We start from the raw sequence: 20,504 nt of genomic DNA on the forward strand, positions 1-20,504 counted from the left end.
TCGGGCCGCACCCCCGCGACCGCAGCGGCAAGCTGCCCGATCGCGTGCCGCTAAGCAACGGTGGCGCGGGCGTTTTCCCGATCGGTTCGTCGACCGCGGGCGATCAGCCGGTCATGGATACGGGACAGCGTCAGCGTCGCGGCGACCGCGCCCGTCAGGCACATCAGCATGTCCCATTGGGTGTCCCAGGGATCGCCCTGCGTCCCCAGAAACTCGTCTGCCCCCTGTCCCAGCATCGCGGCGGCAGCGAACTCGACGAGTTCATAGGCCGCGCTGACCGCCAGGCAGCAGGCGATGACGAGCACCGTCAGCAGCCGCCCGGGCTGAAGCCCGCCCGCCCGCACCAGAAGCTCGCGCAGCACGATCGCGGGCACGAAACCCTGCACCAGATGACCGAACCGGTCATAGGGATTGCGTGCGAGGCCCAGCCAGTCCTGCACCGCAAACCCCGCGGGCACGCGCGCGTAGCTGCAGGCACCGCCCAGCATCAGCACGAGCCCGTGGAAGAAGATCAGCCCGAGCGCGAGCGGCGTCAGCGGGAAGCGCCGCCGAGTCGCCCAGAGGACCGGCAGCGCGATCAGGACGGGCGCGACCTCCATCCACCATGTCGCGCGATCGAACGGATGCCAGCCTGACGCGAGCAGCGCCGCCCCCCAGCCGCCGGTGACGAGGATCAACGGGATGTCGCTCCCGATCGCGGATCGACCGCCGCGCATCAGGCGTCGAGTCTCGATTCGAGCCGGAGCAGCACGTCGCGAATTTCGGTCAGCAAGGCGGTCTGCGCATCGATGGGCGGTGGTCCGGCATCGCGGGCATCGAGCGCGTCGCGCTGTCGAAGGATTCGGTCGCGGACCGCCCGCGCGTTGACGAGGCCGATGAGGTCGGCATCCGACTTGCCCGTCGCGGCATTGCTCTGGCCCGCAGTTTCGATCCTGAGCTGAAGGATGCCGAACGCGGCGAGCAGCGGCCCCTCACGGATCGAGATGTCCTGGATCTTGTCCAGCGGGATCGTCATTTCGCGGCGAAACAGGACGCCGCGCGCGATGACGACGCTCCGCTCCGTCAGGTCGCAGCGGAGCGATGCGAGATAGCGGCGCGTCCAGAGCGGCCCGAAGATCAGCCATAGCGGCAGGAGCGGCAGGCCGATGACCGACGCGACGAACGGCAACCCCCAATAGGCGAGCATGTAGAGGCGCAGCTTGGGGCTGAATTCGCCCCGCATCAGGACCGATGGCTCGCCGGCGGTCGTCTCGTCCATCGCATCCCCCTGTTTTTCAGGGGGATCGTATCAAAGCCCGATCGCGCGCGCGACCTCGCCAAAGTCGGCGGCGATGGCCTGTACGCCGATCGCGCGCAGCACTGCGGCGTGATCGGGCGGGCAGTGCGTGCCCGCGCACAGGCCGATGACGTACCCGCCCGAAGCGACCGCCCCGGTCGCGCCGACCGGCGAATCCTCCAGGATCGCGCAATCCTCGATCGGCACGCCGATCGCCGCTGCGGCGTGGAGATAGAGGTCGGGCGCCGGCTTGCCGCGCGCGACATGCTCCTTGCCCGAATAGACATGATCGCCGAACGCATCCTCCAGCCCCAGATGGCGCAGATGCGTTCGGATCCAGTGGACCGACGAGGACGAGGCGATCGCGCGCGGGAGTTCGGGCGGCAGCGACCGGACGAAGGCGATCGCGCCTGCGACCTCGCCGATGCCGCCCTGCAGCACGCGCTCGTTCTCGACCTCCCGCTCGGCGTGGAATCCGTCCGGCAGCGGGCGGCCGATCCGCCCCTCGATCGCGTCGATGAAGGCGCGGCCGGACAGGCCCATATAATGCCGCATCGCTTCGGCCGGGCTGTGCGGATGGCCGATGCCGGTCAGGTATTCGGCAAGGTGGCGATTGCCCTCATATTCGCTTTCGACGAGCACGCCGTCGAAGTCGAAGATCAGCCCCGAGAACTTCATGCCCGGCCCCCGAACAGCGCAGTGCCGACGCGGACATGCGTCGCGCCGATCGTGACTGCGGTCGGATAGTCGCCCGACATGCCCATGCTGAGCCCGCCCAGCCCATGGTCGCGCGCCAGCCTGGCGAGCAGCGCGAAATAGGGGGCGGGTTCGACCTCCAGCGGGGGCACCGCCATCAGGCCCGCGATGCGCAGGCCGGCGGTCCTCGCCTCGGCCAGCAGTGCCGGCAGGTCGGCGACCGCGCAGCCGCCCTTTTGCTCCTCGTCACCGATATTGACCTGAACGAAGCAGGCGGGGCGGCGATCGGTCTTGTCCATCGCCTTCGCCAGCGCGGTGACGAGGCTGGGGCGGTCGACCGAATGGATCGCGTCGAACAGCGCCACCGCCGCCTCGGCCTTGTTCGACTGGAGCTGGCCAACGAGGTGGAGGACGATGCCGGGCGTCTCCTCGCGCAGCGCGGGCCATTTGCCCTCCGCCTCCTGCACCCGGTTTTCGCCGAAATGGCGCTGGCCGGCGGCGATCAGCGGGCGGATCGCGTCGGCGTCGTGCGTCTTGGAGACGGCGATCAGCGTCACCTCGTCGGGCTTGCGGCTCGCGGTGGCGGCGGCGCGGGCAATCTCGGCCTGAATGGCGGTCAGGCGGGCGGCGGCATCGTCGTGACTCATCGCGCGCGCTATAGGGGCCCGGATGCGTGCCCGCCACCCTTCGACGCTGCCCCGGCTATGGCTGATGACCGACGAGCGGTTGGGCGAGGGGCTGTGGGCGGCGCTGGCGGCGTTGCCGCATGGGTCGGGTGTGATCTTTCGCGACTATGCGACGCCGCTGCCTGAACGGCGCGCCCGATTCGCGGCGGTGCTGGCGGTGGCGAAGCGGCGGCGGCTGGTACTGGTCCGAGCGGGGCGGATAGCGATGCGCGGCGAGATGGGCGTGCATAACGGGCGAGGGCTGAGGCTGCGCACTGCCTCGGTGCACGACCGGAAGGAGATGATCGCCGCGCGCCGGGTTGGCGCCGACCTGATCTTTGTCTCGCCGGTATTCCCCACGCGCTCGCATCCGGGCGCGCGGACGCTCGGACCGGTGCGGCTGGGCCTCATGTTGCGCGGCGCGACTTCGCCCGCGATCGCGCTCGGCGGCATGGACGCGAGGGCGTTCACACGGCTGCGCGGGCTGAGGCTGCATGGATGGGCCGCGATCGACGGCCTGTCCCGCGGTTAGAAGCGGAAGGCCGTTCCTACATACACCGCCTGGCTGTCGCGGCGGGTGTCGGTCAGTTGCGGCATGCGCAGCCGCTCTTCATCGGCGCGGTAGCGGACGCCCGCGGTCACGTCGAAGTTGCGCGTGAGCGAGTAGGAAGTGCCGAGGTCGACCGAATAGCTGGGCGCGTCGGCAACGAGGCGCGGCTCGCTGCCAGTCGGCTTGTCGGCACGCGCCTGGACACGGCCGCTCAGGCGCTTGCCGGTATAGCTGACGCCGAGGTCGACCGCCTCGCGGCTGCCGGGCAGCGTGCCGAGATCGACGCGCGAGACGTCGCCCGACACGGCAAACCGCTTCCAGCCCACCGACATGCCGAGGTTGTAGGCGATCGGCTGCATGCTGGCGGCGGCGACGGTCGGGATCGTCACGCTGGCGGTGCGCAGCGCCTCGCCCCCGCGGGCGGTGCGGGCGCGGACCGCGACGGTCACATCCTGACGCTTGCTCTGCTGCTCCGACGGGGTGAAGCGGAAGCCCGTCGCCGACAGCCCGCTGCGCGACAGGGCGGCGGCGAGGCGCGGGTCGGCGGCGGCGGGCGTGAACGAGCCGATGCCCGAACGGCCACCGGCCGCAGCCTGGCCACGGCGCGCGAATCGCAGTTCGTCGGGGCGGGGCGCACCAGACGCCGGAACGAGCGCGAGCGCAGTGGTGGCAAGCACCCCCGCACCAAGCCCGATCATGGCTGTCCGCAACGTCACGCGAATCCCCTCTATTTCGTTCGAAGCCATTACCATGGTTCGCGCGCGGCGTTCCACAGGGTCGGGCGATTTAGACGGAGTGTTGCACGGGGTCCACAATCGCACCGCCGCGCCATCGCTTGCTCCGCCCACGGTAGCGCCTATAGAGAGCCGGTATTCGCTTATCTCGAGGACTTCGCCGATGTCGCGCCGCCTGGCCCTAGCCCTTCCGCTCGTGTTCGCGCTCGCTGCCTGCGGCGGCAAGGGCGATCGTCCGCGCGACCTCGCCGCCAGCCAGATCACGACGATCGGCGTCAACAGCTATCTGTGGCGCGCCAGCCTCGAGACGCTGAGCTTCATGCCGCTGCTTCAGACCGATTCGAACGGCGGCGTGATCGTGACCGACTGGTACGTGAACCCGAATACGCCGGGCGAGCGGATGAAGGTCACGGTGACGATCCTCGACCAGGACCTGCGCGCCGATGCGCTGCGCGTCACCGCCCAGCGCGAGGTCAACCAGACCGGCCAGTGGGTCGCCGCGCCGGTTCAGGCCGCGACGGTCCAGAAGCTCGAGGACATCATCCTGACCCGCGCCCGCGACATGCGCCGCGGCGCGGTGGCCGGCTGATTTGAAGGTCCGGTCGGCGCCGGTCGCGCGCCGGCTTTCGACGGAGTTTAGAGCATGAACCAGCGTTTCAACGCGCTGAAGGCCGATGCCGCGTGGCAGGCCGTTTGGGACGAGCGCGCGACCTTCGCCGCGCAGGACGATTCGCCCAAGCCCAAGAGCTATGTGCTCGAGATGTTCCCCTACCCCTCGGGCAAGATCCACATGGGGCATGTGCGGAACTACACGATGGGCGACGTACTCGCCCGGTTCCGGCGCATGAAGGGCTTCGAGGTCCTGCACCCGATGGGGTGGGACGCGTTCGGCATGCCGGCCGAGAATGCGGCGATGGAGCGCAAGGTGCATCCCGGCGCCTGGACCTACGACAACATCGCCGCGATGAAGGCACAGCTGAAGCGGCTCGGCTTCGCGCTCGACTGGACGCGCGAGTTTGCGACCTGCGACCCGGAATATTACGGGCATGAGCAGGCGCTATTTCTCGACCTGCTCGCCGCCGGCCTCGTCTATCGCCGCGAATCGGCGGTGAACTGGGACCCGGTCGACATGACCGTGCTCGCCAACGAGCAGGTGATCGACGGCCGCGGCTGGCGATCGGGCGCGCCGGTGGAGAAGCGCAAGCTCAACCAGTGGTTTCTGAAGATCACGCAGTTCGCCGACGAGCTGCTGGATGGTCTCGGCACGCTGGAGCATTGGCCCGACAAGGTGCGGCTGATGCAGGAGAACTGGATCGGAAAGTCGGTCGGCCTGCAGTTCCGCTTCCAGCCCGTCGCGCCGTTCGACACCGCGATCGAGGTCTATTCGACGCGGCCCGACACGATCTTCGGCGCCAGCTTCGTCGCGGTCGCCGCCGATCACCCGGTCGCGCAGGCACTGGCGGCGGGCAATGCCGACGCCGCCGCCTTCATCGAGAAGTGCAAGCAGGGCGGCACGACCGCGGCGGAGCTTGAGACGGCGGAGAAGCTGGGCTTCGACACCGGCTGGACCGTCGCGCATCCGTTCGACGGCGAGCGGACGCTGCCCGTCTACATCGCGAACTTCGTGCTGATGGAATACGGCACCGGCGCGGTGATGGGCGTGCCCGCGCACGATCAGCGCGACCTCGACTTTGCGCGGAAGTACGGCCTGCCCGTGCCGCGCGTCGTCGCCGAGGGCGACAAGACCGACCCGGTGTTCGTTAGCGACGAGGCCTATACCGGCCCCGGCGTGCTGGTGAACTCCGCCTTCCTCGACGGGATGGACGTGGAAGCCGCCAAGGCCGCCGTCATCGCGCGGGCCGAGGGCGAGGGCTGGGGCCGCGGCACCACCGTCTGGCGCCTGCGCGACTGGGGCGTCAGCCGCCAGCGTTACTGGGGCACGCCGATCCCGATCATCCATTGCGAGGATTGCGGCGCGGTCCCCGTGCCGCGCGAGCAATTGCCGGTGGAGCTGCCCGAGGACGTGACGTTCGACGTGCCCGGCAACCCGCTCGACCGCCACGCGACGTGGAAGCATGTCGATTGCCCCGCGTGCGGCAAGCCCGCGCGGCGGGAGACCGACACGCTCGACACCTTCGTCGATTCGAGCTGGTACTTCATCCGCTTCGCCAGCCAGCCCGGCGACAAGCCCTTCGACCGCGCAGTCGCCGAGCAGTGGCTGCCCGTCCAGCAATATATCGGCGGGGTCGAGCATGCGATCCTGCACCTGCTCTACGCGCGCTTCTGGACGCGCGCGCTGTCCCACATCGGCCTCATCGACGTGAAGGAGCCGTTCGCCGGGCTGTTCACCCAAGGCATGGTGACGCACGAGACATATTCAGGTCGCTTGAAGTCCTTCGATTCATCATTCTTGGAAGAGATCGCGCCACTCGGCCTAAGCGGTATTGAGGCGCATGAGCGTTTTCCGGAGAAAACGGTCTACTCTCGACGCTGGCTTGCTCCGGATGAGGTCGAGCATCTGAGCGATGGTTCGTTGAGAAGTCCGGCACTCGAACGCGAGTTTGCTGATTCTGAAGACATTATCGTCGAAGCGGTTGAGCGCGGCCGCGTCGAGAAGATGTCGAAGTCGAAGAAGAACACCGTCGATCCCGGCCCGATCGTCGACCAGTACGGCGCCGATGCCGTCCGCTGGTTTATGCTGTCCGACAGCCCGCCCGAGCGCGACCTGCAATGGTCGGAGGCGGGGATCGAAGGCGCGTGGCGCTTCGTCCAGCGGCTGTGGCGGCTGTTCACCGCTGACGCGACCGATGCGGGCGAGGACGTCGCGCTGCGGCGGAAACTGCACAAGACGATCGCCGGCGTCGCCGAGGATGTCGAGGCGCTGGCGTTCAACAAGTCGGTCGCCAAGCTCTACGAGCTCGTCGGCGCGATCGAGAAGGCGGCACCGTCCGCCGATCGCACCGCCGCGATCCGTGCGCTCGCGCGCATCGCCGCGCCGATGTGCCCGCACATCGCCGAGGAGGCGTGGGCGGCGTGGGGCGAAAGCGGCCTGATCGCCGACGCGCCGTGGCCCGAGGTCGATCCGGCGATGCTGGTCGAGGACGAGGTGACGATCGCGATCCAGGTCAACGGCAAGCTGCGCGATACGCTCGTCATGCCCAAGGGCGCCCCGCGCGAGGATGTGGAGGCCGCGGCGCTTGCATCCGAGAACGTGGTGCGCATGCTGGAGGGCAAGACCCCACGAAAGGTGATCGTCGTGCCCGACCGACTCGTGAACCTCGTCGCGTGATCCGCGCCGCTGTCCTGCTCGCCCTTGCGGCCACGCTGACGAGTGGCTGTGCGCTTCGCCCGCTCTATGGCGGCGGGCCGGACGGGGCGGTGCGCCAGACGCTGAACGCGGTCGAGGTTGCGCCGATCGCCGGGCAGAATGGCTGGCTGGTCGCCAATGCGCTGCGCGATCGGCTGTCGAACGGCGAGGGGCAGGGCGGCGCGCGCTATCGGCTTCAGGTGACGCTCGATGACGAGATCATCGGGCTGGGCGTCCGGCGCAACGACACGATCACGCGCGAGCGGCGGACGCTGCGCGCGCGCTATCAGCTCGTCGATGCCGCGACCGGCGGCGTCGTGCTCGACGCGACCGCGGGGTCGGATGCGGGCATCGACGTCGTCAGCAGCGAATATGCGACGATCGCCGCCGAGCAATCGGCGCTCGAACGCCTGTCGGGCATCGTCGCCGACCGCATCGTCGCGCGCATCGCGCTCTACGCACAGCGTTCCCAGGACGGGAAATGAACCTCAAGCCTGCGCAGATGCGGGCGCGGCTCGAAAAGCCCGACGAGGGGACGCGCCTGTATCTCCTCTACGGCCCCGACGAATCGGGGACGGGTGAACTCGCCGCGGTGCTGCAGCGCGCGCTGGGCGAGGGCGTGGAGCGCGTCGACATGGACGGGGCGATGCTCAAGGCCAACCCCGGCCGGCTGGCCGACGAGGCGGCCTCGATGTCGTTGTTCGGCGACAAGCGCTTCATCCGTGTGACCGGCATGGGCGAGGAGAGCCTGGAGGCCGTCACGCTGCTCTTGAACGCCGAGCGCGCGGGCAATCCGGTGGTCGCGATTGCGCCGTCGGTGCGCAAGACCGGCAAGCTCGTGAAGCTGGTCGAGGCAGCGAACAACGCCGCCGCCGCCGCCTTCTACGTGCCCGAGGGGGCGGATGCGGCGCGCCTCGCCGCACAGATCGCGCGCGAGCATGGGCTGCGCCTCGGCGGCGGTTGTGCCGAGCGGCTGGTGGCGGCGACGGGCGGCGACCGCGCGGTGATGGTGCGGGAGGTCGAGAAGCTCGCCCTGTATCTCGACGCCGCGCCCGAGCGGCCCGCCGACTGCGGGCCTGAGGTGTTCGACGCGGTGGGTGCGGTCCTCGACGAAAGCGCGATGGGCGCGGCGATCGAGGCGGTGGTCGGCGGCGATCCCGTCACCGCGGGCGTGGAACTCGCGGCGATCGCCGAGGATAATCTGGCGATCCCGACGCTGCGCCAGCTTGCCAAGCGCCTCATCGCGCTCGCGGACATGCGGCGCGAGGTGGAAAGCGGCGACGCCGCGGCGGTCGTGGTCAAGCGCCACCGGGTGTTCTGGAAGGAGGAAGCGGCAACGATCCGCGCGCTGCAACGCTGGAACGCGGCCCAGCTCGCCCGCGCGGTGGAGCGGGTGCGGACCGCCGAACGGGCGATCGTCGCGCCGGGGAATGCGGGCGCGATCCTGGCGGAGGTCGAAGGGCTGGCGATCGCGCGGATGGGGCAGCGGTTGGGATAGAAGAAAGAAGCGGGACCCCGGAGCAAGTCCGGGGTGACGGCCTATGGTCGGAAGGTGACGCTCCCCTCACACGTCATCCCGGGCTTGATCCGGGATCCCGCTTCTTCTTCCTCTTCTTGACCCGCGAAAGGCTGCGGGACCCCGGGGCTAAGCCGGCCTCGCGGGGCTTCCGCGCCTCGACCCGTCAAACATCCTCGACCAGCCGCCGATAAAGCTCCGGCCGTCGGTCGCGAAAGAAGCCCATCCCCGCGCGATTCTTCTTCACGCGCGCGAGGTCGAGCGTCGCGGTCAGCACGCCGGTTTCCTCCGCACCGAATTCGGCGATCATCTCGCCGAACTCGTCGCAGATGAAGCTGTGGCCGTAGAAGACCTGGCCATGCTCGTTGCCGATCCGGTTCGAGGCGATGACGGGCACGATGTTCGCTACCGCATGCCCCAGCATTGCGCGCCGCCACATGTGCCGCGTGTCGAGCGTCGGGTCGTGCGGCTCCGCGCCGATCGCGGTGGGGTAGAAGAGCAGCTCCGCCCCCATCAGCATCATCGCCCGCGCGGTTTCGGGATACCATTGGTCCCAGCAGATGCCGACGCCCAGCTTCGCGCCCGGCCCGCCCCACACCTTGAACCCGGTATTGCCGGGGCGGAAATAGAACTTCTCCTCATAGCCCGGCCCGTCGGGAATGTGGCTCTTGCGATAGACGCCCTCGATCCGCCCGCCGGGCGCGATCATCGCCAGCGAGTTATAGTGGTGCGGCCCGTCCGCCTCGAAGAAGCTGGTCGGGATGTAGAGGTCGAGCTCGTCCGCCAGCTTCTGCATGGCGAGCACCGCGGGATGTTCGTCCACCGGCCGGGCCGTGGCGAACCATTCCTCTTCCTCGGTGCGGCAGAAATATTCGCCCTCGAACAATTCGGGCGGCAGCACGACCTGCGCGCCGCGGCCCTTCGCCTCGCGCACCAGCTCGCTGACGGCGGCGATGTTGGCGTCCAGGTCGCGGGTGAAGGCGAGTTGCATCGCCGCGACGGTGACTTCGGTCATGCGGCGATCCTCGGCAATTGCTGGCTGATGCAGTGGAAGCTGCCGCCGCCGGTCAGGATGTGGTCGGCGCGCAGGCCCACTGCGCGGCGACCGGGGAACTGTGCCTGCACCGCCGCGACGGCTTTCGCATCATTGGGCTGGCCATAGGTCGGCACCGCGACGACGGTGTTGCCGATGTAAAAGTTCATGTAGCTCGCGGGCACGACCTCGTCATCGACCAGCACGCGGCCAGGAGAGGGGATGCGGACGACCTCGACCCCCATCGCCTCGGCGCGGCGGGCGGCGTCCTGATAGATCAGCCAGTTGGGGTCGTTCTCTTCGGGCTCGGGGATGGCGAGGCGGTTGGGGCCGACGAACCGCGCGAGATTGTCGACATGCCCGTCGGTGTGATCGTTGACGAGGCCGTCGCCCAGCCACAGCACCCGGTCGTAGCCGAGGTCGCGGTACAGCCAATCCTCGGCCCGCGCCTTCGACAGGCCGGGATTGCGGTTGCGGTTCAGGAGGCACTGCTCGGTCGTGACGACGAGGCCGGTGCCGTCGCCGTCGATCGAGCCGCCCTCCAGCACCCAGTCGCACAACTCGAACTCGATATGCCGTCGGCGGGCGAGGCGCGCGCCGACATCCTCGTCCCCGGGAAAGTCGTACTTGCCGCCCCAGCCGTTGAAGCGGAACGCGCGCGCGGTGCCGTCGCCGGTCACGATCGCGGCGGTATCGCGCAGCCACACGTCGCCGAACGCGGCGGTCAGGATCTCGACGCCCTTGCCGATCCGCGTCATCGCCGCGCGCGCCGCCTCGCCATCGGCACAGACGAGGAGGACGCGCTCGCCGCGCCCCTCGTCGGCGATGGCATTGGCGAAGGCGAGCGTTTCGGCCCGCGCGCCCTCGAGCGGCGGACCCCACACGTCGGGGTGGCTGGGGAAGCCGATCAGCACGGCCTCGTGATCGGCCCATTCGGGCGGCGGCGGCAGGGTCATGCGCCGCGATCTAGTGCGATTCTCGGACAAGCGGAACACCCACCCGCCCGAGAATCGCGGTCAATAAAGCCTGAACGTGGCGATCAGGCGGCGAAGGCAGCCGCCGGGATCGAGTAGAGGACGTCGGCCCGTGCGGTCGCCGCGGCCTTCAGCCCCAGCGCCTCGGGCACCACCTGCTCGACATAGAAGCGGGCGGCGGCCTGCTTCTGCGCGAGGAAGTTTGGGTCGCCTTCTGCGCCTGCTGCGACGCGTCCCTGCCGCTCCATCAGCCAGCCACAGGTCGCGACCGACAGCATGGTGAGGAAGGGATAGGAGGCGGCGAGCCGGTCGTCCGCATCGGCGGTCATCAGCCCGCGGCCCACGTCCTCGCACGCGTCGATCAGCGCGGTGAGGCCGGCGTCCTTCGCCTCCTCGCGCATCGCCGCGATATGGCCAAGGAACACGCCGCCATTGTCCATCGACAGCTTGCGCCCGACCAGATCGGCGGCCTGGATGCCGTTGGTCCCTTCATAGATCGGCGTGATGCGCGCGTCGCGGAAATGCTGCGCGGCGCCCGTCTCCTCGACATAGCCCATGCCGCCATGCACCTGGATGCCGAGGCTGGCGACCTCGTTGCCGATGTCGGTGCCGTGCGCCTTGGCAAGCGGGGTGAGCAGGTCGAGGCGCTTCTTGGCTTCCCTGTCGCCCAGCGTCGCGCGGTCGCCCTCGCTCGCCGCCAGATAGACGAGCGCGCGCGCCGCCTGCGTCTGCGCCTTCATGCGAAGCAGCATCCGGCGGACGTCGGGATGCTCGATGATCGCAACGTTCGCACCGCCGCGCGCGCCCTGCACGCGGTCGAGGGCATAGGCGACGGCGCGCTGCGTCGCCCGCTCGGCCACCTGCACGCCCTGAAGCCCGACATTGAGGCGCGCATTGTTCATCATCGTGAACATCGCCGCGATCCCGCCGCCCTCATGGCCGATCAGTTCGCCCACGCAGTCGCCGTTGTCGCCGAACGACAGGACGCAGGTGGGCGAGGCATGGAGGCCCATCTTGTGTTCGATCGACACGACGCGCACGTCGTTGAAGTCGCCGGGCTTGCCGTCGGCATCAAGCCGGTATTTGGGGACGAGGAACAGGCTGAGGCCGCGCGTCCCCGCCGGCGCGCCGGGCAAGCGCGCGAGGACAAGGTGGACGATCTGCTCGGCCAGGTCGTGATCGCCGAAGCTGATGTAGATCTTGGTGCCCGTGATCGAGAAGCGGCCGTCACCCAGCGGCTCGGCGCGGGTGCGCAGCGCCCCCACGTCGCTGCCCGCCTGCGACTCGGTCAGGTTCATCGTGCCGGTCCATTCGCCGGTCGACAGGTGCGGCAGATACGCCGCCTGCTGCTCGGCGCTGCCGTGATGCATCAGCGCCTCGATCGCGCCGACCGTCAGCGTCGGGCAGAGCGCGAAGCCCATGTTCGCGGTCCCCAGCGTCTCCAGCACCGCGCTTGCCAGCACGAAGGGCATGCCCATGCCGCCATGCTCGGTCGGCGATCCCACCGTGCCCCAGCCGCCCTCGACATAGTCGCGATAGGCCGCACCGAAGCCCTCGGGCATCACGACGCCGTTGTCGCGAAGCTGTGCGCCCACGGTATCGCCGGCGCGGTCGAGCGGCGCCCATTCGCCCGCGGCAAACGCGCCGACGCCCTCCAGCACCGCCTCGACGGTGTCGGGCGTCGCCTCGGCAAAGCGGTCGCTGGCGGCGAGCTCGCCAATGCGGGCGATATGGTCGAGCACGAAGCGCTGCTCGGCGATGGCGGGGGTGAAGCTCATCGGTCCTCTCTTGTGGCGATTTTGCGCGCGATATAGCGGGTTTCGGATGCTGCCGACAAACCCGCCCCTTGGGACACGGTCCTTACGCTACGGCACGCCCGGCGCGATCGAGGCGGCGGCGGCGGTGATCGCGCGCGGCGGCTGCGTCGCGGTGCCGACCGAGACGGTATACGGGCTGGCAGCGGACGCGACCGATTCGCGGGCGGTCGCCGGCATCTATGCGGCAAAGGGCCGGCCGAGCTTCAATCCGCTGATCGTGCATGTGCCCGATCTCGACGCCGCACGCGCCGTCGCGCGATTCGACGACGCGGCGCTGGCGTTGGCGGCGCGATGGTGGCCGGGGCCGCTGACGCTGGTCCTACCGCTGGCCGATGGGAGCGCGGTAGCGGCGCTGGCGACGGCGGGACTAGATACGGTGGCGGTGCGGGTGCCCGCGCACCGGGCGATGCAGGCGCTGCTCAAGGCGTGCGGCCGGCCGCTGGCCGCGCCGTCCGCGAACGCCAGCGGCGGGATCAGCCCGACGCGGGCAAGCCATGTGCTCGCGAGCCTTGATGGCAGGATCGAGCTGATCCTCGACGACGGGGCGACGCCGGCGGGGATCGAATCGACGATCGTCGATCCGGCGCGGGGGCTGATCCTGCGGCCGGGGCCGATCACCGCCGAGCAGCTGGGCTTCGCGCGCGGGCCGGAGGGCGGCGCAATCACCGCGCCGGGCCAGCTTTCCAGCCACTATGCGCCGGGCAAGCCCGTGCGGCTGGACGCGACCGAACGGCGGTCGGGCGAGTGGCTGATCGGTTTCGGCGCAGTCGAGGGCGACGATACGCTGTCGGCGAGCGGCGATCTTGTGGAAGCAGCGTCCCGTTTGTTCGACGCGCTCCACCGCGCCGATGCCAGCAACGCCGCGGCGATCGCGGTGGCGCCGGTGCCCTATACGGGGCTGGGCGAGGCGATCAACGACCGGCTGCAGCGGGCGGCGTTCTGACCAGACCGCTCCCCTCCCTCCCAGGGAGGGGCTTGAACTTCACCCCTCCAGAATCGCGTCCGCCTCGGTCCGGCCCAGCCCTTCGGCCTGGCCACGCGTCACCACGCTCGTCACCGCCACGTCCATCGTCACGTTGCCTAGCGTGCGGATAATGTCGGGCAGCGTCTCGACCGCGACCAAGAGCGCCAGGGGCTCAATCGGCACGCCCATGGCGAGCGCGATCGGCGCGATCGAGGAGACGAAGCTGATCGTGCCGGGCAGGCTGACCGCGCCCAGCGTCGTGATCGCGGCGGCGGCGATGCCGATCGCGATCTGCTCCGGCCCCAGCCGGATGCCGAACACGTGCGCCACATAGAGTGCGACCGAGATGTTCATGGCGGGCCCGGTGAAGCGAAAGATCGCAACCGCCAGCGGCAGCACGACGCCCGACGCGGCGACGGGCAGGTTCAGCGCCTCCGCCCCCCGCAACATCGCGGGGAGCGAGGCGAGGCTCGACTGCGTGCTGATGGCCACTGCCTGGCTCGGCCCGATCGCGCGCAGGAACTGGCGCAGCGGCACCCGGCCCGCGATCATCGCGGTGGGATAGGCGAGCAGCCAGACGAGGATGCCCGTCCCCGCAACGATCGCGACGTAATGGACGAGCGCACCGAACGCCGCAGTCCCCGCCTTGGCCCCGACGACATAGGCGAGCGCGAAGACGCCGATCGGCGCCAGCCACAGCACCCAGGTAATCATCACCAGCATCGCGTCGGCGATCGCCTGAAAGAAGCGGCTGAGGAGTTCGCGCGGCTCCTGTGGCAGGCGGGTGAGCGCGAAGGCGAAGGTGACGGTGAAGACGATGAGCGGCAGGAACGCATCCTCCGCCGCCGCCGCGACCGGGTTGGTCGGCACCATCGCGATCAAGAAGTCGGAAAAGGGCGGCACCGGCCCCACCGGCGCGGCGCCGGCGAAGCTCGCCTTCAGCGCATTGCCCGCCTCCGCCCCCAGCGGAAAGAAGTCGAGCAGCGTGAGCGTGAACAGCGCGCCGAGCGCCGACGAACTCCACAGGCAGATGAGGAACACCGCGATCGCCCGGCCGGCAAGCTTGCTCGCCCGCGCTGCGCGCGCGGTGGCGGCGACGCCGGTGACGAGCAGCGCCACCACCAGCGGCACGATGGTCATGCGCAGCGCATTCAGCCACATCGTCCCGATCGGCTGCGCGACCGAGGTGCCGGCGATCGCCGCGTCGGGGCGCCATGCCGCCAGCGCCACGCCCGCGGCGATGCCCGCGACCAGCGCCAACAGAATCCGCATCGGCTGCGACATACTCGCCCTTCCCAAAAGGCCGCGCTATCAGGCGACCGACAAATCTGGTGCAAGGTGTAGCGGGAACGCGTGATGGCAAGAAAATATTTCGGCACCGACGGCATTCGCGGCGCGACCAACCTGTCGCCGATGACCGCCGAAATGGCGATGCGCGTCGGCATGGCGGCGGGCGCGCATTTCCTGCGCGGCGATCACAAGCATCGCGTCGTCATCGGCAAGGACACGCGCCTGTCGGGTTATATGCTCGAGAACGCGCTGGTCGCGGGCTTCACCGCGGTGGGGATGGACGTGGTGCTGGTGGGGCCGATGCCGACGCCGGCGGTCGCCATGCTGACGCGGTCTATGCGCGCGGACCTGGGCGTCATGATCTCCGCTAGCCATAACCCTTATGCCGACAATGGCATCAAGCTGTTCGGCCCCGACGGCTACAAGCTGTCCGACGCGGACGAGGAAGCGATTGAGGCGCTGATCGACGGGACCGTCCCCCTCGTCCCCTCGGCCGAGATCGGGCGCGCCAAGCGGATCGAGGACGCGCAAGGCCGCTACATTCATTTCGCCAAGTCGACCTTCCCCGAGGATCTGCGGCTGGACGGCCTCAAGATCGTCGTCGATTGCGCCAATGGCGCTGCCTATCAGGTCGCGCCATCGGCCCTGTGGGAGCTGGGTGCGGAAGTCGTGGCGATCGGGGTCGGGCCGGACGGCCGGAACATCAACGCCGGCGTCGGATCGACCGCACCTGGAGTGCTTCAGGAAACCGTCGTCGCCTCGGGCGCCGATATCGGCATTGCGTTGGACGGCGATGCCGACCGGCTGATCGTCGTCGATCAGAATGGTGCGATCGTCGATGGCGACCAGTTGATGGCGACGATCGCACTCGGTTGGGCGCGGCGCGGGCGGCTCAATGGCGGCGGGCTCGTCGCGACGGTGATGTCGAACCTGGGCCTCGAGCGGCGGTTGGCGAAGGAGGGGCTGGAGCTCATCCGCACCAAGGTCGGCGACCGCTACGTGCTCGAGACGATGCGCTCGCGCGGCTACAATGTCGGCGGCGAGCAGTCGGGGCACATCATCCTTGCCGACTATGGCACGACGGGCGACGGCCTGGTCGCCTCGCTCCAGATCCTGGCCGAGGTGGTGCGTGCGGGCGCCCCGGCGAGCGAAGTGCTCCACCATTTCGACCGCGTACCGCAGGTGCTCAAGAACGTGCGTTACGACCGCGGCGCCAAGCCGCTGGAGGGATCGAGCGTGATCGAGGTGATCGCCGCGGCCGAGTCCGAACTGGCCGGCAAGGGCCGCCTGCTCATCCGCCCCTCGGGTACCGAGCCGGTGATCCGCGTGATGGCGGAGGGCGACGACGCGAAGCAGGTCGAGGCGACCGTCGACCGCATTTGCGACGCGGTCCGCGCGGCCGCCTGACCGCGGCTTATTTCGGCTCGGTCATCGCCGGCGGGTCGCTGGCGGGGAAGGTGTCCTCCAGCGCCTCGTCGAGCGCGTCGTCCTCGCGGGGGTTCTTCGCGACGCTTTCGTTCATGCGAGCGATCTGCGCCGGGCTGGCGGCGGCCTGGTGCTTCGCCTTCCACTCGGCATAGGGCGCGCCGTAGACGATCTCGCGGCCCGCATCCTTGGTCATGCCCCCCGCCTCGGCCACCCAGTCGCCCAGGCAGTTGCGGCAGAAACCGGCCAGCCCCATCAGGTCGACATTCTGCGCGTCGGTGCGGTGCTGGAGGAGGCGGACGAGCCGGCGGAACGCCGCGGCGGCGACCTGATCGTCGAGTTCGTCAATGGCGGCCATTTACGCAATCCTATGCATGGTTGATCGGGGGCCAATATCGGCTACGAACCGCGCCGGACAAGCCGAGGAGCCGATTTCATTATGACCAAGGCCATGCCGCCCCGTTCGCGCAAGGTACGCGTCCTTGCGACGCTGGGCCCGGCGAGCAGCACGCCCGAGATGATCGCGACGCTGTTCGAGCGCGGCGCCGATGCGTTCCGCATCAACATGAGCCACGGCGATCAGGCATCGAAGATCCCGGTGATCGAGGCGATCCGCGCGATGGAGGCGGAATATCGCCGCCCGACGACGATCCTCGCCGATCTTCAGGGGCCGAAGCTGCGCGTCGGCAAGTTCGCCGACGGGCGCGTGATCCTCGAACCCGGCCAGACCTTCGTCCTCGACCGCTCGCCCGAGCCCGGCGATTCGACCCGCGTCGAACTCCCGCACCGCGAGATCTTCGCCGCGATCGCCCGCGATGCGCGCCTGCTCCTCGACGACGGCAAGCTCGTGCTGCGCGTCACCGATCACGGCGACGACCGGATCGAGACGGTGGTCGAGGTGGGCGGCGCACTGTCCAACTCGAAAGGGCTGAACGTCCCCGACGTCGTGCTGCCGATGGCGGCACTCACCGAAAAGGATATCAGCGACCTCGCCTTTGCGGTCGAGCAGGGGTGCGACTGGATCGCGCTGTCGTTCGTCCAGCGGCCCGAGGATCTGGCCGACGCGCGCAAGCTCATCCAGGGCAAGGCCGCGCTCCTCGCCAAGATCGAGAAGCCGAGCGCGGTCGCGCGTCTCGACGAGATCGTCGAGCAGTGCGACGGCGTGATGGTCGCGCGCGGCGATCTGGGCGTCGAACTGCCGCCGCAGTCGGTGCCGCCGCTCCAGAAGCGGATCGTCGAGACCGCGCGCCGGCTCGGTCGCCCCGTCATCGTCGCGACGCAGATGCTCGAATCAATGATTACCGCGCCGACGCCGACCCGCGCCGAGGTGTCCGACGTCGCCACCGCGGTCTATGACGGTGCCGACGCGATCATGCTGTCGGCCGAAAGCGCGGCGGGTGCCTGGCCCGCCGAATCGGTCGGGATGATGGACGCCATCGCCAATGCGGTCGAGCGGGACCCGGCGCATGGCGACCGCGTCCACTTCACCGTGACGACGCCCGACCCGACGACCGCCGACGCGCTCGCCGCCGCGGCCAAGACGATCGCCAATACCGCGAGCGCCAGCGCGATCATCTGCTTCACCATGTCGGGCTCGACCGCACGCCGCATCGCGCGCGAGCGGCCGTCGGTGCCGATCCTCGTCCTCACCCCGCGCGCGCAGACCGCGCGGCGGCTGGGCCTCCTCTGGGGCGTCCACGCGGTCCAGACGCGCGACGTCGCCTCGTTCGAGGAGATGGTGGCCAAGGCCAAGCGCATGGCGCTGCGCCACGGTCTTGCCAAGGGCGGCGAGCGTGTCGTCGTTTGCGCGGGCGTGCCGTTCGGTGTGCCGGGGTCGACCAACGTGCTGCACGTCACACAGATCATCGGCGACGAACTGAAGAACTACAGCCACGAGGGGTGAGTTCACGCCCAGTCATGACGAAGCGGGCGCGGCCGGTGGTCGCGCCCGTTTTCGTTTCAGCGCGGCGCGCAGCTATCCCCCGCGCCGGCGTCGAGATCGAGGCAGCGACCGTCCACATCGCCGGGCTTGAGCGGCAGGCCGACCAGCGCGGCGAAGCTCGGCATGATGTCCACCGTTTCGACCGCCAGCGGCTGCTCGAAATGGGCGAGGCCCTTTCGCCAGAACAGGATCGGCACGCGGCGGTCGTAATCCCACGGGCTGCCATGCGTCGCGCCGGCCTGGATCGGCGTGATGCCGTGCTTCAGGAACACGAACAGGTCGCCCGACCGCTCGGCATCGTACGCCGCGCGCTGGCGCTGCGCGACGGTCCAGGTATCGGGCGAGCCGGTAGGCGAGGGTAGCGCGCGCACCTCGTCCGCGGTCAGCACCTCGGCCACCTGCGGCGAGGCGTGCCACGCGGCGATCGCTGCATCGCGGACGCGGGTGCGCCATTCGCCGGTCAGCTCGGGCACCAGCCACACATCGCCGTTGAGCGAGCCGTAGAGCAGCTGCCCGCCGGTCCAGCCAAGCTCGCCCGCGATCCGCTTGCCCAGCGCCTCGGGCGCCAGCGCCGGATCGACACGCGCGGCCGAAGGCACGCCGCGTTCACGCTCGCGCTCGGGCAGGTCGTTGCCGCCATGATCGGCCGAGAAGCCGACGACATAATCGACGCCGGTCGCATCGAGCGCGTCGAGCAGCGTGCCCACGGTCTGGTCGAGCGCGGCGACCTGTATGCACATCTCCGACCCCTCGGTGCCATAGCGATGGCCGACATAGTCGTTCGCCGACAGCCCCACGGTCAGCACGTCGGTGCCGCGCCCGCGGCCGAGCTTCATGTCCGCGACCATCCGCGCGGCGAGTGCGGCGATCGAGGCGTCGAAGTCGGGCGACGCCTTCCACAGCGCCTCCTGCCCTGCGGGCCGTTCGAACCGGCCGTCGCCCATCGACTTGTCGCCGACCTTTACCGCGTTCGCGAAGCCGGCGCAGAAATCGGGGAGCGGCTTGGGGGCGGCGGGGGCGGCGATCGCGGCGCGCGCAGCCTCGTTCGCGGCGACGACCGCAGGAGGCGGGGCGACCTTCAGCGTCGAGACATAGCCCTTGCCGTCGCGCCAGAACCAGATCGCGTCCATCCGGTGGCCGCCCATCATGATCGCCGCGCGATCCTTGCCCGCGATCGAGACGGTGCGCGTGTTCGGATCGCGCGCCTTCATCCGCTCGCCCAGCGTCGGCACGCGCAGGTGCAGGTCGCTGGGGACGTAATCCTTGTACGTGCCCTTCGACTCGTCCTCGGCGCAGTAGATCTCGCCCGGCCGCGGGCCTTTGAACGTCGTCCAGCTATTGGCGATGATGCCGGTGCGCGCGGGCCGGTCGCCGGTCATCAGCGTCGAGTGGCCGGGACACGTCTCGGTCGCGGCATGGCTCTGATAGCCGTTGGGGAAGACGACGCCGTCCGACAGCCGCTTCAGCCCCGCGCGGTAATAGGGGCGGTACTGCTCGAACAGGTCGGTCGAGAACTGATCGGCGGAGATCATGACGACGAGCTTGGGTACCGGCCGCGGCGCTTCTTGCGCAAGGGCGGGGGCGGCGAGGGCGAGTGCGGCGGCGGCGGTCAGGAGCGTACGGATCATGGTTCGGTCCCATTGCGCCGAATCATGACGCTTTCGCGGCGATCAGGCCGCGATCAGCGCGTCTTCGGCTAGGAAGGCGCGGAACGTCGGCGCATCGCGGAACAGATGCGCATGGATGCCGAGCGCATTGGCGGCATCGACATTGGCGGGATTGTCGTCGACGAACACCGCCTCACCGGGCGCCAGCCCGAAGCGGGCGAGCGCGAGGCGGTAGATGGCGGGATCGGGCTTCACCAGCCGTTCCTCGCCCGACACGACCACGTCGCGGAAGCGGTCGAACAGGTCCGGCCATTCGCTGCGGAACGGCGGCCAGAACTCGTGGCTGAAATTGGTGATCGCGAACAACGGCACGCCGACGTCGTCGAGCTGTTCGACGATCTCGTGCATCCCCGCCACCGGCCCGCCGATGCTTTCGTTGAAGCGCGGGCCCCAGGCGGCGATCAACTCGGCCTGCTCCGGGTGCAGCGCGGCAAGCTCCGCCGACGTATCGGCGAAGTCGCGGCCAGCGTCATGCTGGAAATGCCAGTCGTGCGTAACCACGTCGCGCACGAACGCGTCGAGCGCCCGATCGTCGTCGATCAGGCGCTCGTACAGGAACCGGGGGTCCCAGTGGAACAGGACGTTGCCGATGTCGAAGATGACCGCATGCGGACGCATGGTGCGGCGATCCCCGACGATCTGCTTCGA

At 69.4% G+C, this 20,504-nt stretch carries 20 protein-coding genes; 8 read left to right on the plus strand and 12 right to left on the minus strand.

Annotated features, from left to right (window positions below; genetic code table 11):
- Nucleotides 1-50 precede the first annotated feature (50 nt).
- Genes FHR19_RS01095 through FHR19_RS01110 form a run of 4 tightly spaced genes read right to left on the minus strand, consistent with a single transcriptional unit; the run spans nucleotide 51 to nucleotide 2,619 of the window.
- Nucleotides 51-716 (minus strand): DUF2238 domain-containing protein, encoded by a 666-nt coding sequence (locus FHR19_RS01095; RefSeq protein ID WP_184023411.1) that lies wholly within the window; start codon nucleotides 714-716, stop codon nucleotides 51-53.
- Complete coding sequence (locus FHR19_RS01100) at nucleotides 716-1,258, minus strand: PH domain-containing protein (protein ID WP_184023412.1); 543 nt, start codon at nucleotides 1,256-1,258, stop codon at nucleotides 716-718. The genes FHR19_RS01095 and FHR19_RS01100 overlap by 1 nt, the downstream gene beginning before the upstream one ends.
- A gap of 30 nt (nucleotides 1,259-1,288) precedes the next feature.
- Nucleotides 1,289-1,954: an HAD family hydrolase gene (locus FHR19_RS01105; protein WP_184023413.1), complete on the minus strand. Its 666-nt coding sequence runs from the start codon at nucleotides 1,952-1,954 to the stop codon at nucleotides 1,289-1,291.
- The gene (locus tag FHR19_RS01110) at nucleotides 1,951-2,619 is read right to left on the minus strand and encodes a YggS family pyridoxal phosphate-dependent enzyme (protein ID WP_184023414.1); all 669 of its coding nucleotides are present in this window, start codon (nucleotides 2,617-2,619) and stop codon (nucleotides 1,951-1,953) included. The genes FHR19_RS01105 and FHR19_RS01110 overlap by 4 nt, the downstream gene beginning before the upstream one ends.
- Nucleotides 2,620-2,641: 22 nt before the next feature.
- Here FHR19_RS01110 and FHR19_RS01115 point away from each other — a divergent pair, with 22 nt between their 5' ends.
- Entirely contained in the window at nucleotides 2,642-3,169 is a 528-nt protein-coding gene (locus tag FHR19_RS01115; protein ID WP_184023415.1) for a thiamine phosphate synthase, read from the plus strand.
- Here FHR19_RS01115 and FHR19_RS01120 read toward each other — a convergent pair.
- A complete protein-coding gene (locus FHR19_RS01120) occupies nucleotides 3,166-3,885 on the minus strand; it encodes a hypothetical protein (RefSeq protein ID WP_246359245.1) in 720 nt (239 codons plus the stop codon). The two genes, FHR19_RS01115 and FHR19_RS01120, sit on opposite strands and share 4 nt — an antisense overlap.
- A gap of 199 nt (nucleotides 3,886-4,084) precedes the next feature.
- Between FHR19_RS01120 and FHR19_RS01125 the strand changes: the two genes are divergently transcribed.
- From FHR19_RS01125 to holA, 4 genes are read left to right on the plus strand one after another with little or no spacing between them, the layout of a single operon-like run.
- Nucleotides 4,085-4,510 (plus strand): DUF3576 domain-containing protein, encoded by a 426-nt coding sequence (locus FHR19_RS01125; RefSeq protein WP_184023416.1) that lies wholly within the window; start codon nucleotides 4,085-4,087, stop codon nucleotides 4,508-4,510.
- A gap of 54 nt (nucleotides 4,511-4,564) precedes the next feature.
- Complete coding sequence (gene leuS, locus FHR19_RS01130) at nucleotides 4,565-7,210, plus strand: leucine--tRNA ligase (protein WP_184023417.1); 2,646 nt, start codon at nucleotides 4,565-4,567, stop codon at nucleotides 7,208-7,210.
- Nucleotides 7,207-7,713, plus strand: a complete 507-nt coding sequence (lptE, locus tag FHR19_RS01135) for an LPS assembly lipoprotein LptE (protein ID WP_425505916.1) — start codon at nucleotides 7,207-7,209, stop codon at nucleotides 7,711-7,713. Before leuS ends, lptE begins: the two co-directional genes overlap by 4 nt.
- Complete coding sequence (gene holA, locus FHR19_RS01140) at nucleotides 7,710-8,726, plus strand: DNA polymerase III subunit delta (protein ID WP_184023419.1); 1,017 nt, start codon at nucleotides 7,710-7,712, stop codon at nucleotides 8,724-8,726. The genes lptE and holA overlap by 4 nt, the downstream gene beginning before the upstream one ends.
- A gap of 184 nt (nucleotides 8,727-8,910) precedes the next feature.
- On the opposite strand, the gene aguB is transcribed toward holA, so the two are convergent.
- The 3 genes from aguB to FHR19_RS01155 all read right to left on the minus strand — a co-directional run bounded on the left by aguB (nucleotide 8,911) and on the right by FHR19_RS01155 (nucleotide 12,529).
- Nucleotides 8,911-9,759 (minus strand): N-carbamoylputrescine amidase, encoded by an 849-nt coding sequence (aguB, locus tag FHR19_RS01145; RefSeq protein WP_184023421.1) that lies wholly within the window; start codon nucleotides 9,757-9,759, stop codon nucleotides 8,911-8,913.
- Complete coding sequence (locus FHR19_RS01150; protein ID WP_184023423.1) at nucleotides 9,756-10,733, minus strand: agmatine deiminase family protein; 978 nt, start codon at nucleotides 10,731-10,733, stop codon at nucleotides 9,756-9,758. The genes aguB and FHR19_RS01150 overlap by 4 nt, the downstream gene beginning before the upstream one ends.
- Nucleotides 10,734-10,816: 83 nt before the next feature.
- Complete coding sequence (locus tag FHR19_RS01155) at nucleotides 10,817-12,529, minus strand: acyl-CoA dehydrogenase family protein (RefSeq protein WP_184023425.1); 1,713 nt, start codon at nucleotides 12,527-12,529, stop codon at nucleotides 10,817-10,819.
- A 46-nt stretch (nucleotides 12,530-12,575) separates the two neighbouring features.
- Between FHR19_RS01155 and FHR19_RS01160 the strand changes: the two genes are divergently transcribed.
- Nucleotides 12,576-13,511 (plus strand): L-threonylcarbamoyladenylate synthase, encoded by a 936-nt coding sequence (locus tag FHR19_RS01160; protein WP_184023427.1) that lies wholly within the window; start codon nucleotides 12,576-12,578, stop codon nucleotides 13,509-13,511.
- A gap of 39 nt (nucleotides 13,512-13,550) precedes the next feature.
- Here the strand turns inward: FHR19_RS01160 and FHR19_RS01165 are convergent, their stop codons facing one another.
- Nucleotides 13,551-14,804: a dicarboxylate/amino acid:cation symporter gene (locus FHR19_RS01165; protein WP_343053116.1), complete on the minus strand. Its 1,254-nt coding sequence runs from the start codon at nucleotides 14,802-14,804 to the stop codon at nucleotides 13,551-13,553.
- A gap of 84 nt (nucleotides 14,805-14,888) precedes the next feature.
- On the opposite strand from FHR19_RS01165, the gene glmM reads away from it, so the two are divergent.
- Entirely contained in the window at nucleotides 14,889-16,229 is a 1,341-nt protein-coding gene (gene glmM / locus FHR19_RS01170; protein ID WP_184023431.1) for a phosphoglucosamine mutase, read from the plus strand.
- Between the two features lie 7 nt (nucleotides 16,230-16,236).
- On the opposite strand, the gene FHR19_RS01175 is transcribed toward glmM, so the two are convergent.
- A complete protein-coding gene (locus FHR19_RS01175; RefSeq protein ID WP_184023433.1) occupies nucleotides 16,237-16,605 on the minus strand; it encodes a DUF1244 domain-containing protein in 369 nt (122 codons plus the stop codon).
- 81 nt (nucleotides 16,606-16,686) lie between these two features.
- Between FHR19_RS01175 and pyk the strand changes: the two genes are divergently transcribed.
- A complete protein-coding gene (pyk, locus tag FHR19_RS01180; RefSeq protein WP_184023435.1) occupies nucleotides 16,687-18,150 on the plus strand; it encodes a pyruvate kinase in 1,464 nt (487 codons plus the stop codon).
- Nucleotides 18,151-18,206: 56 nt separating this feature from the next.
- Here the strand turns inward: pyk and FHR19_RS01185 are convergent, their stop codons facing one another.
- Together FHR19_RS01185 and FHR19_RS01190 are read right to left on the minus strand one after the other, a co-directional pair.
- Entirely contained in the window at nucleotides 18,207-19,817 is a 1,611-nt protein-coding gene (locus FHR19_RS01185) for an alkaline phosphatase family protein (RefSeq protein ID WP_184023437.1), read from the minus strand.
- Between the two features lie 42 nt (nucleotides 19,818-19,859).
- Nucleotides 19,860-20,474, minus strand: a complete 615-nt coding sequence (locus FHR19_RS01190; protein WP_184023439.1) for an HAD family hydrolase — start codon at nucleotides 20,472-20,474, stop codon at nucleotides 19,860-19,862.
- Between the last annotated feature and the right edge of the window lie 30 nt (nucleotides 20,475-20,504).

Origin of the sequence: Sphingomonas yantingensis, from assembly GCF_014199325.1 — a bacterium.
GTDB lineage: Bacteria > Pseudomonadota > Alphaproteobacteria > Sphingomonadales > Sphingomonadaceae > Sphingomonas > Sphingomonas yantingensis.

Bases quoted from the DNA above. Each gene is read 5' to 3' on its own strand.
- FHR19_RS01095 (WP_184023411.1), bottom strand. From the start codon at position 716: ATGCGCGGCGGTCGATCCGCGATCGGGAGCGACATCCCGTTGATCCTC.
- FHR19_RS01100 (WP_184023412.1), bottom strand. From the start codon at position 1,258: ATGGACGAGACGACCGCCGGCGAGCCATCGGTCCTGATGCGGGGCGAA.
- FHR19_RS01105 (WP_184023413.1), bottom strand. From the start codon at position 1,954: ATGAAGTTCTCGGGGCTGATCTTCGACTTCGACGGCGTGCTCGTCGAA.
- FHR19_RS01110 (WP_184023414.1), bottom strand. From the start codon at position 2,619: ATGAGTCACGACGATGCCGCCGCCCGCCTGACCGCCATTCAGGCCGAG.
- FHR19_RS01115 (WP_184023415.1), top strand. From the start codon at position 2,642: ATGCGTGCCCGCCACCCTTCGACGCTGCCCCGGCTATGGCTGATGACC.
- FHR19_RS01120 (WP_246359245.1), bottom strand. From the start codon at position 3,885: ATGATCGGGCTTGGTGCGGGGGTGCTTGCCACCACTGCGCTCGCGCTC.
- FHR19_RS01125 (WP_184023416.1), top strand. From the start codon at position 4,085: ATGTCGCGCCGCCTGGCCCTAGCCCTTCCGCTCGTGTTCGCGCTCGCT.
- leuS (WP_184023417.1), top strand. From the start codon at position 4,565: ATGAACCAGCGTTTCAACGCGCTGAAGGCCGATGCCGCGTGGCAGGCC.
- holA (WP_184023419.1), top strand. From the start codon at position 7,710: ATGAACCTCAAGCCTGCGCAGATGCGGGCGCGGCTCGAAAAGCCCGAC.
- aguB (WP_184023421.1), bottom strand. From the start codon at position 9,759: ATGACCGAAGTCACCGTCGCGGCGATGCAACTCGCCTTCACCCGCGAC.
- FHR19_RS01150 (WP_184023423.1), bottom strand. From the start codon at position 10,733: ATGACCCTGCCGCCGCCGCCCGAATGGGCCGATCACGAGGCCGTGCTG.
- FHR19_RS01155 (WP_184023425.1), bottom strand. From the start codon at position 12,529: ATGAGCTTCACCCCCGCCATCGCCGAGCAGCGCTTCGTGCTCGACCAT.
- FHR19_RS01160 (WP_184023427.1), top strand. From the start codon at position 12,576: ATGCTGCCGACAAACCCGCCCCTTGGGACACGGTCCTTACGCTACGGC.
- FHR19_RS01165 (WP_343053116.1), bottom strand. From the start codon at position 14,804: ATGCGGATTCTGTTGGCGCTGGTCGCGGGCATCGCCGCGGGCGTGGCG.
- glmM (WP_184023431.1), top strand. From the start codon at position 14,889: ATGGCAAGAAAATATTTCGGCACCGACGGCATTCGCGGCGCGACCAAC.
- FHR19_RS01175 (WP_184023433.1), bottom strand. From the start codon at position 16,605: ATGGCCGCCATTGACGAACTCGACGATCAGGTCGCCGCCGCGGCGTTC.
- pyk (WP_184023435.1), top strand. From the start codon at position 16,687: ATGACCAAGGCCATGCCGCCCCGTTCGCGCAAGGTACGCGTCCTTGCG.
- FHR19_RS01185 (WP_184023437.1), bottom strand. From the start codon at position 19,817: ATGATCCGTACGCTCCTGACCGCCGCCGCCGCACTCGCCCTCGCCGCC.
- FHR19_RS01190 (WP_184023439.1), bottom strand. From the start codon at position 20,474: ATGCGTCCGCATGCGGTCATCTTCGACATCGGCAACGTCCTGTTCCAC.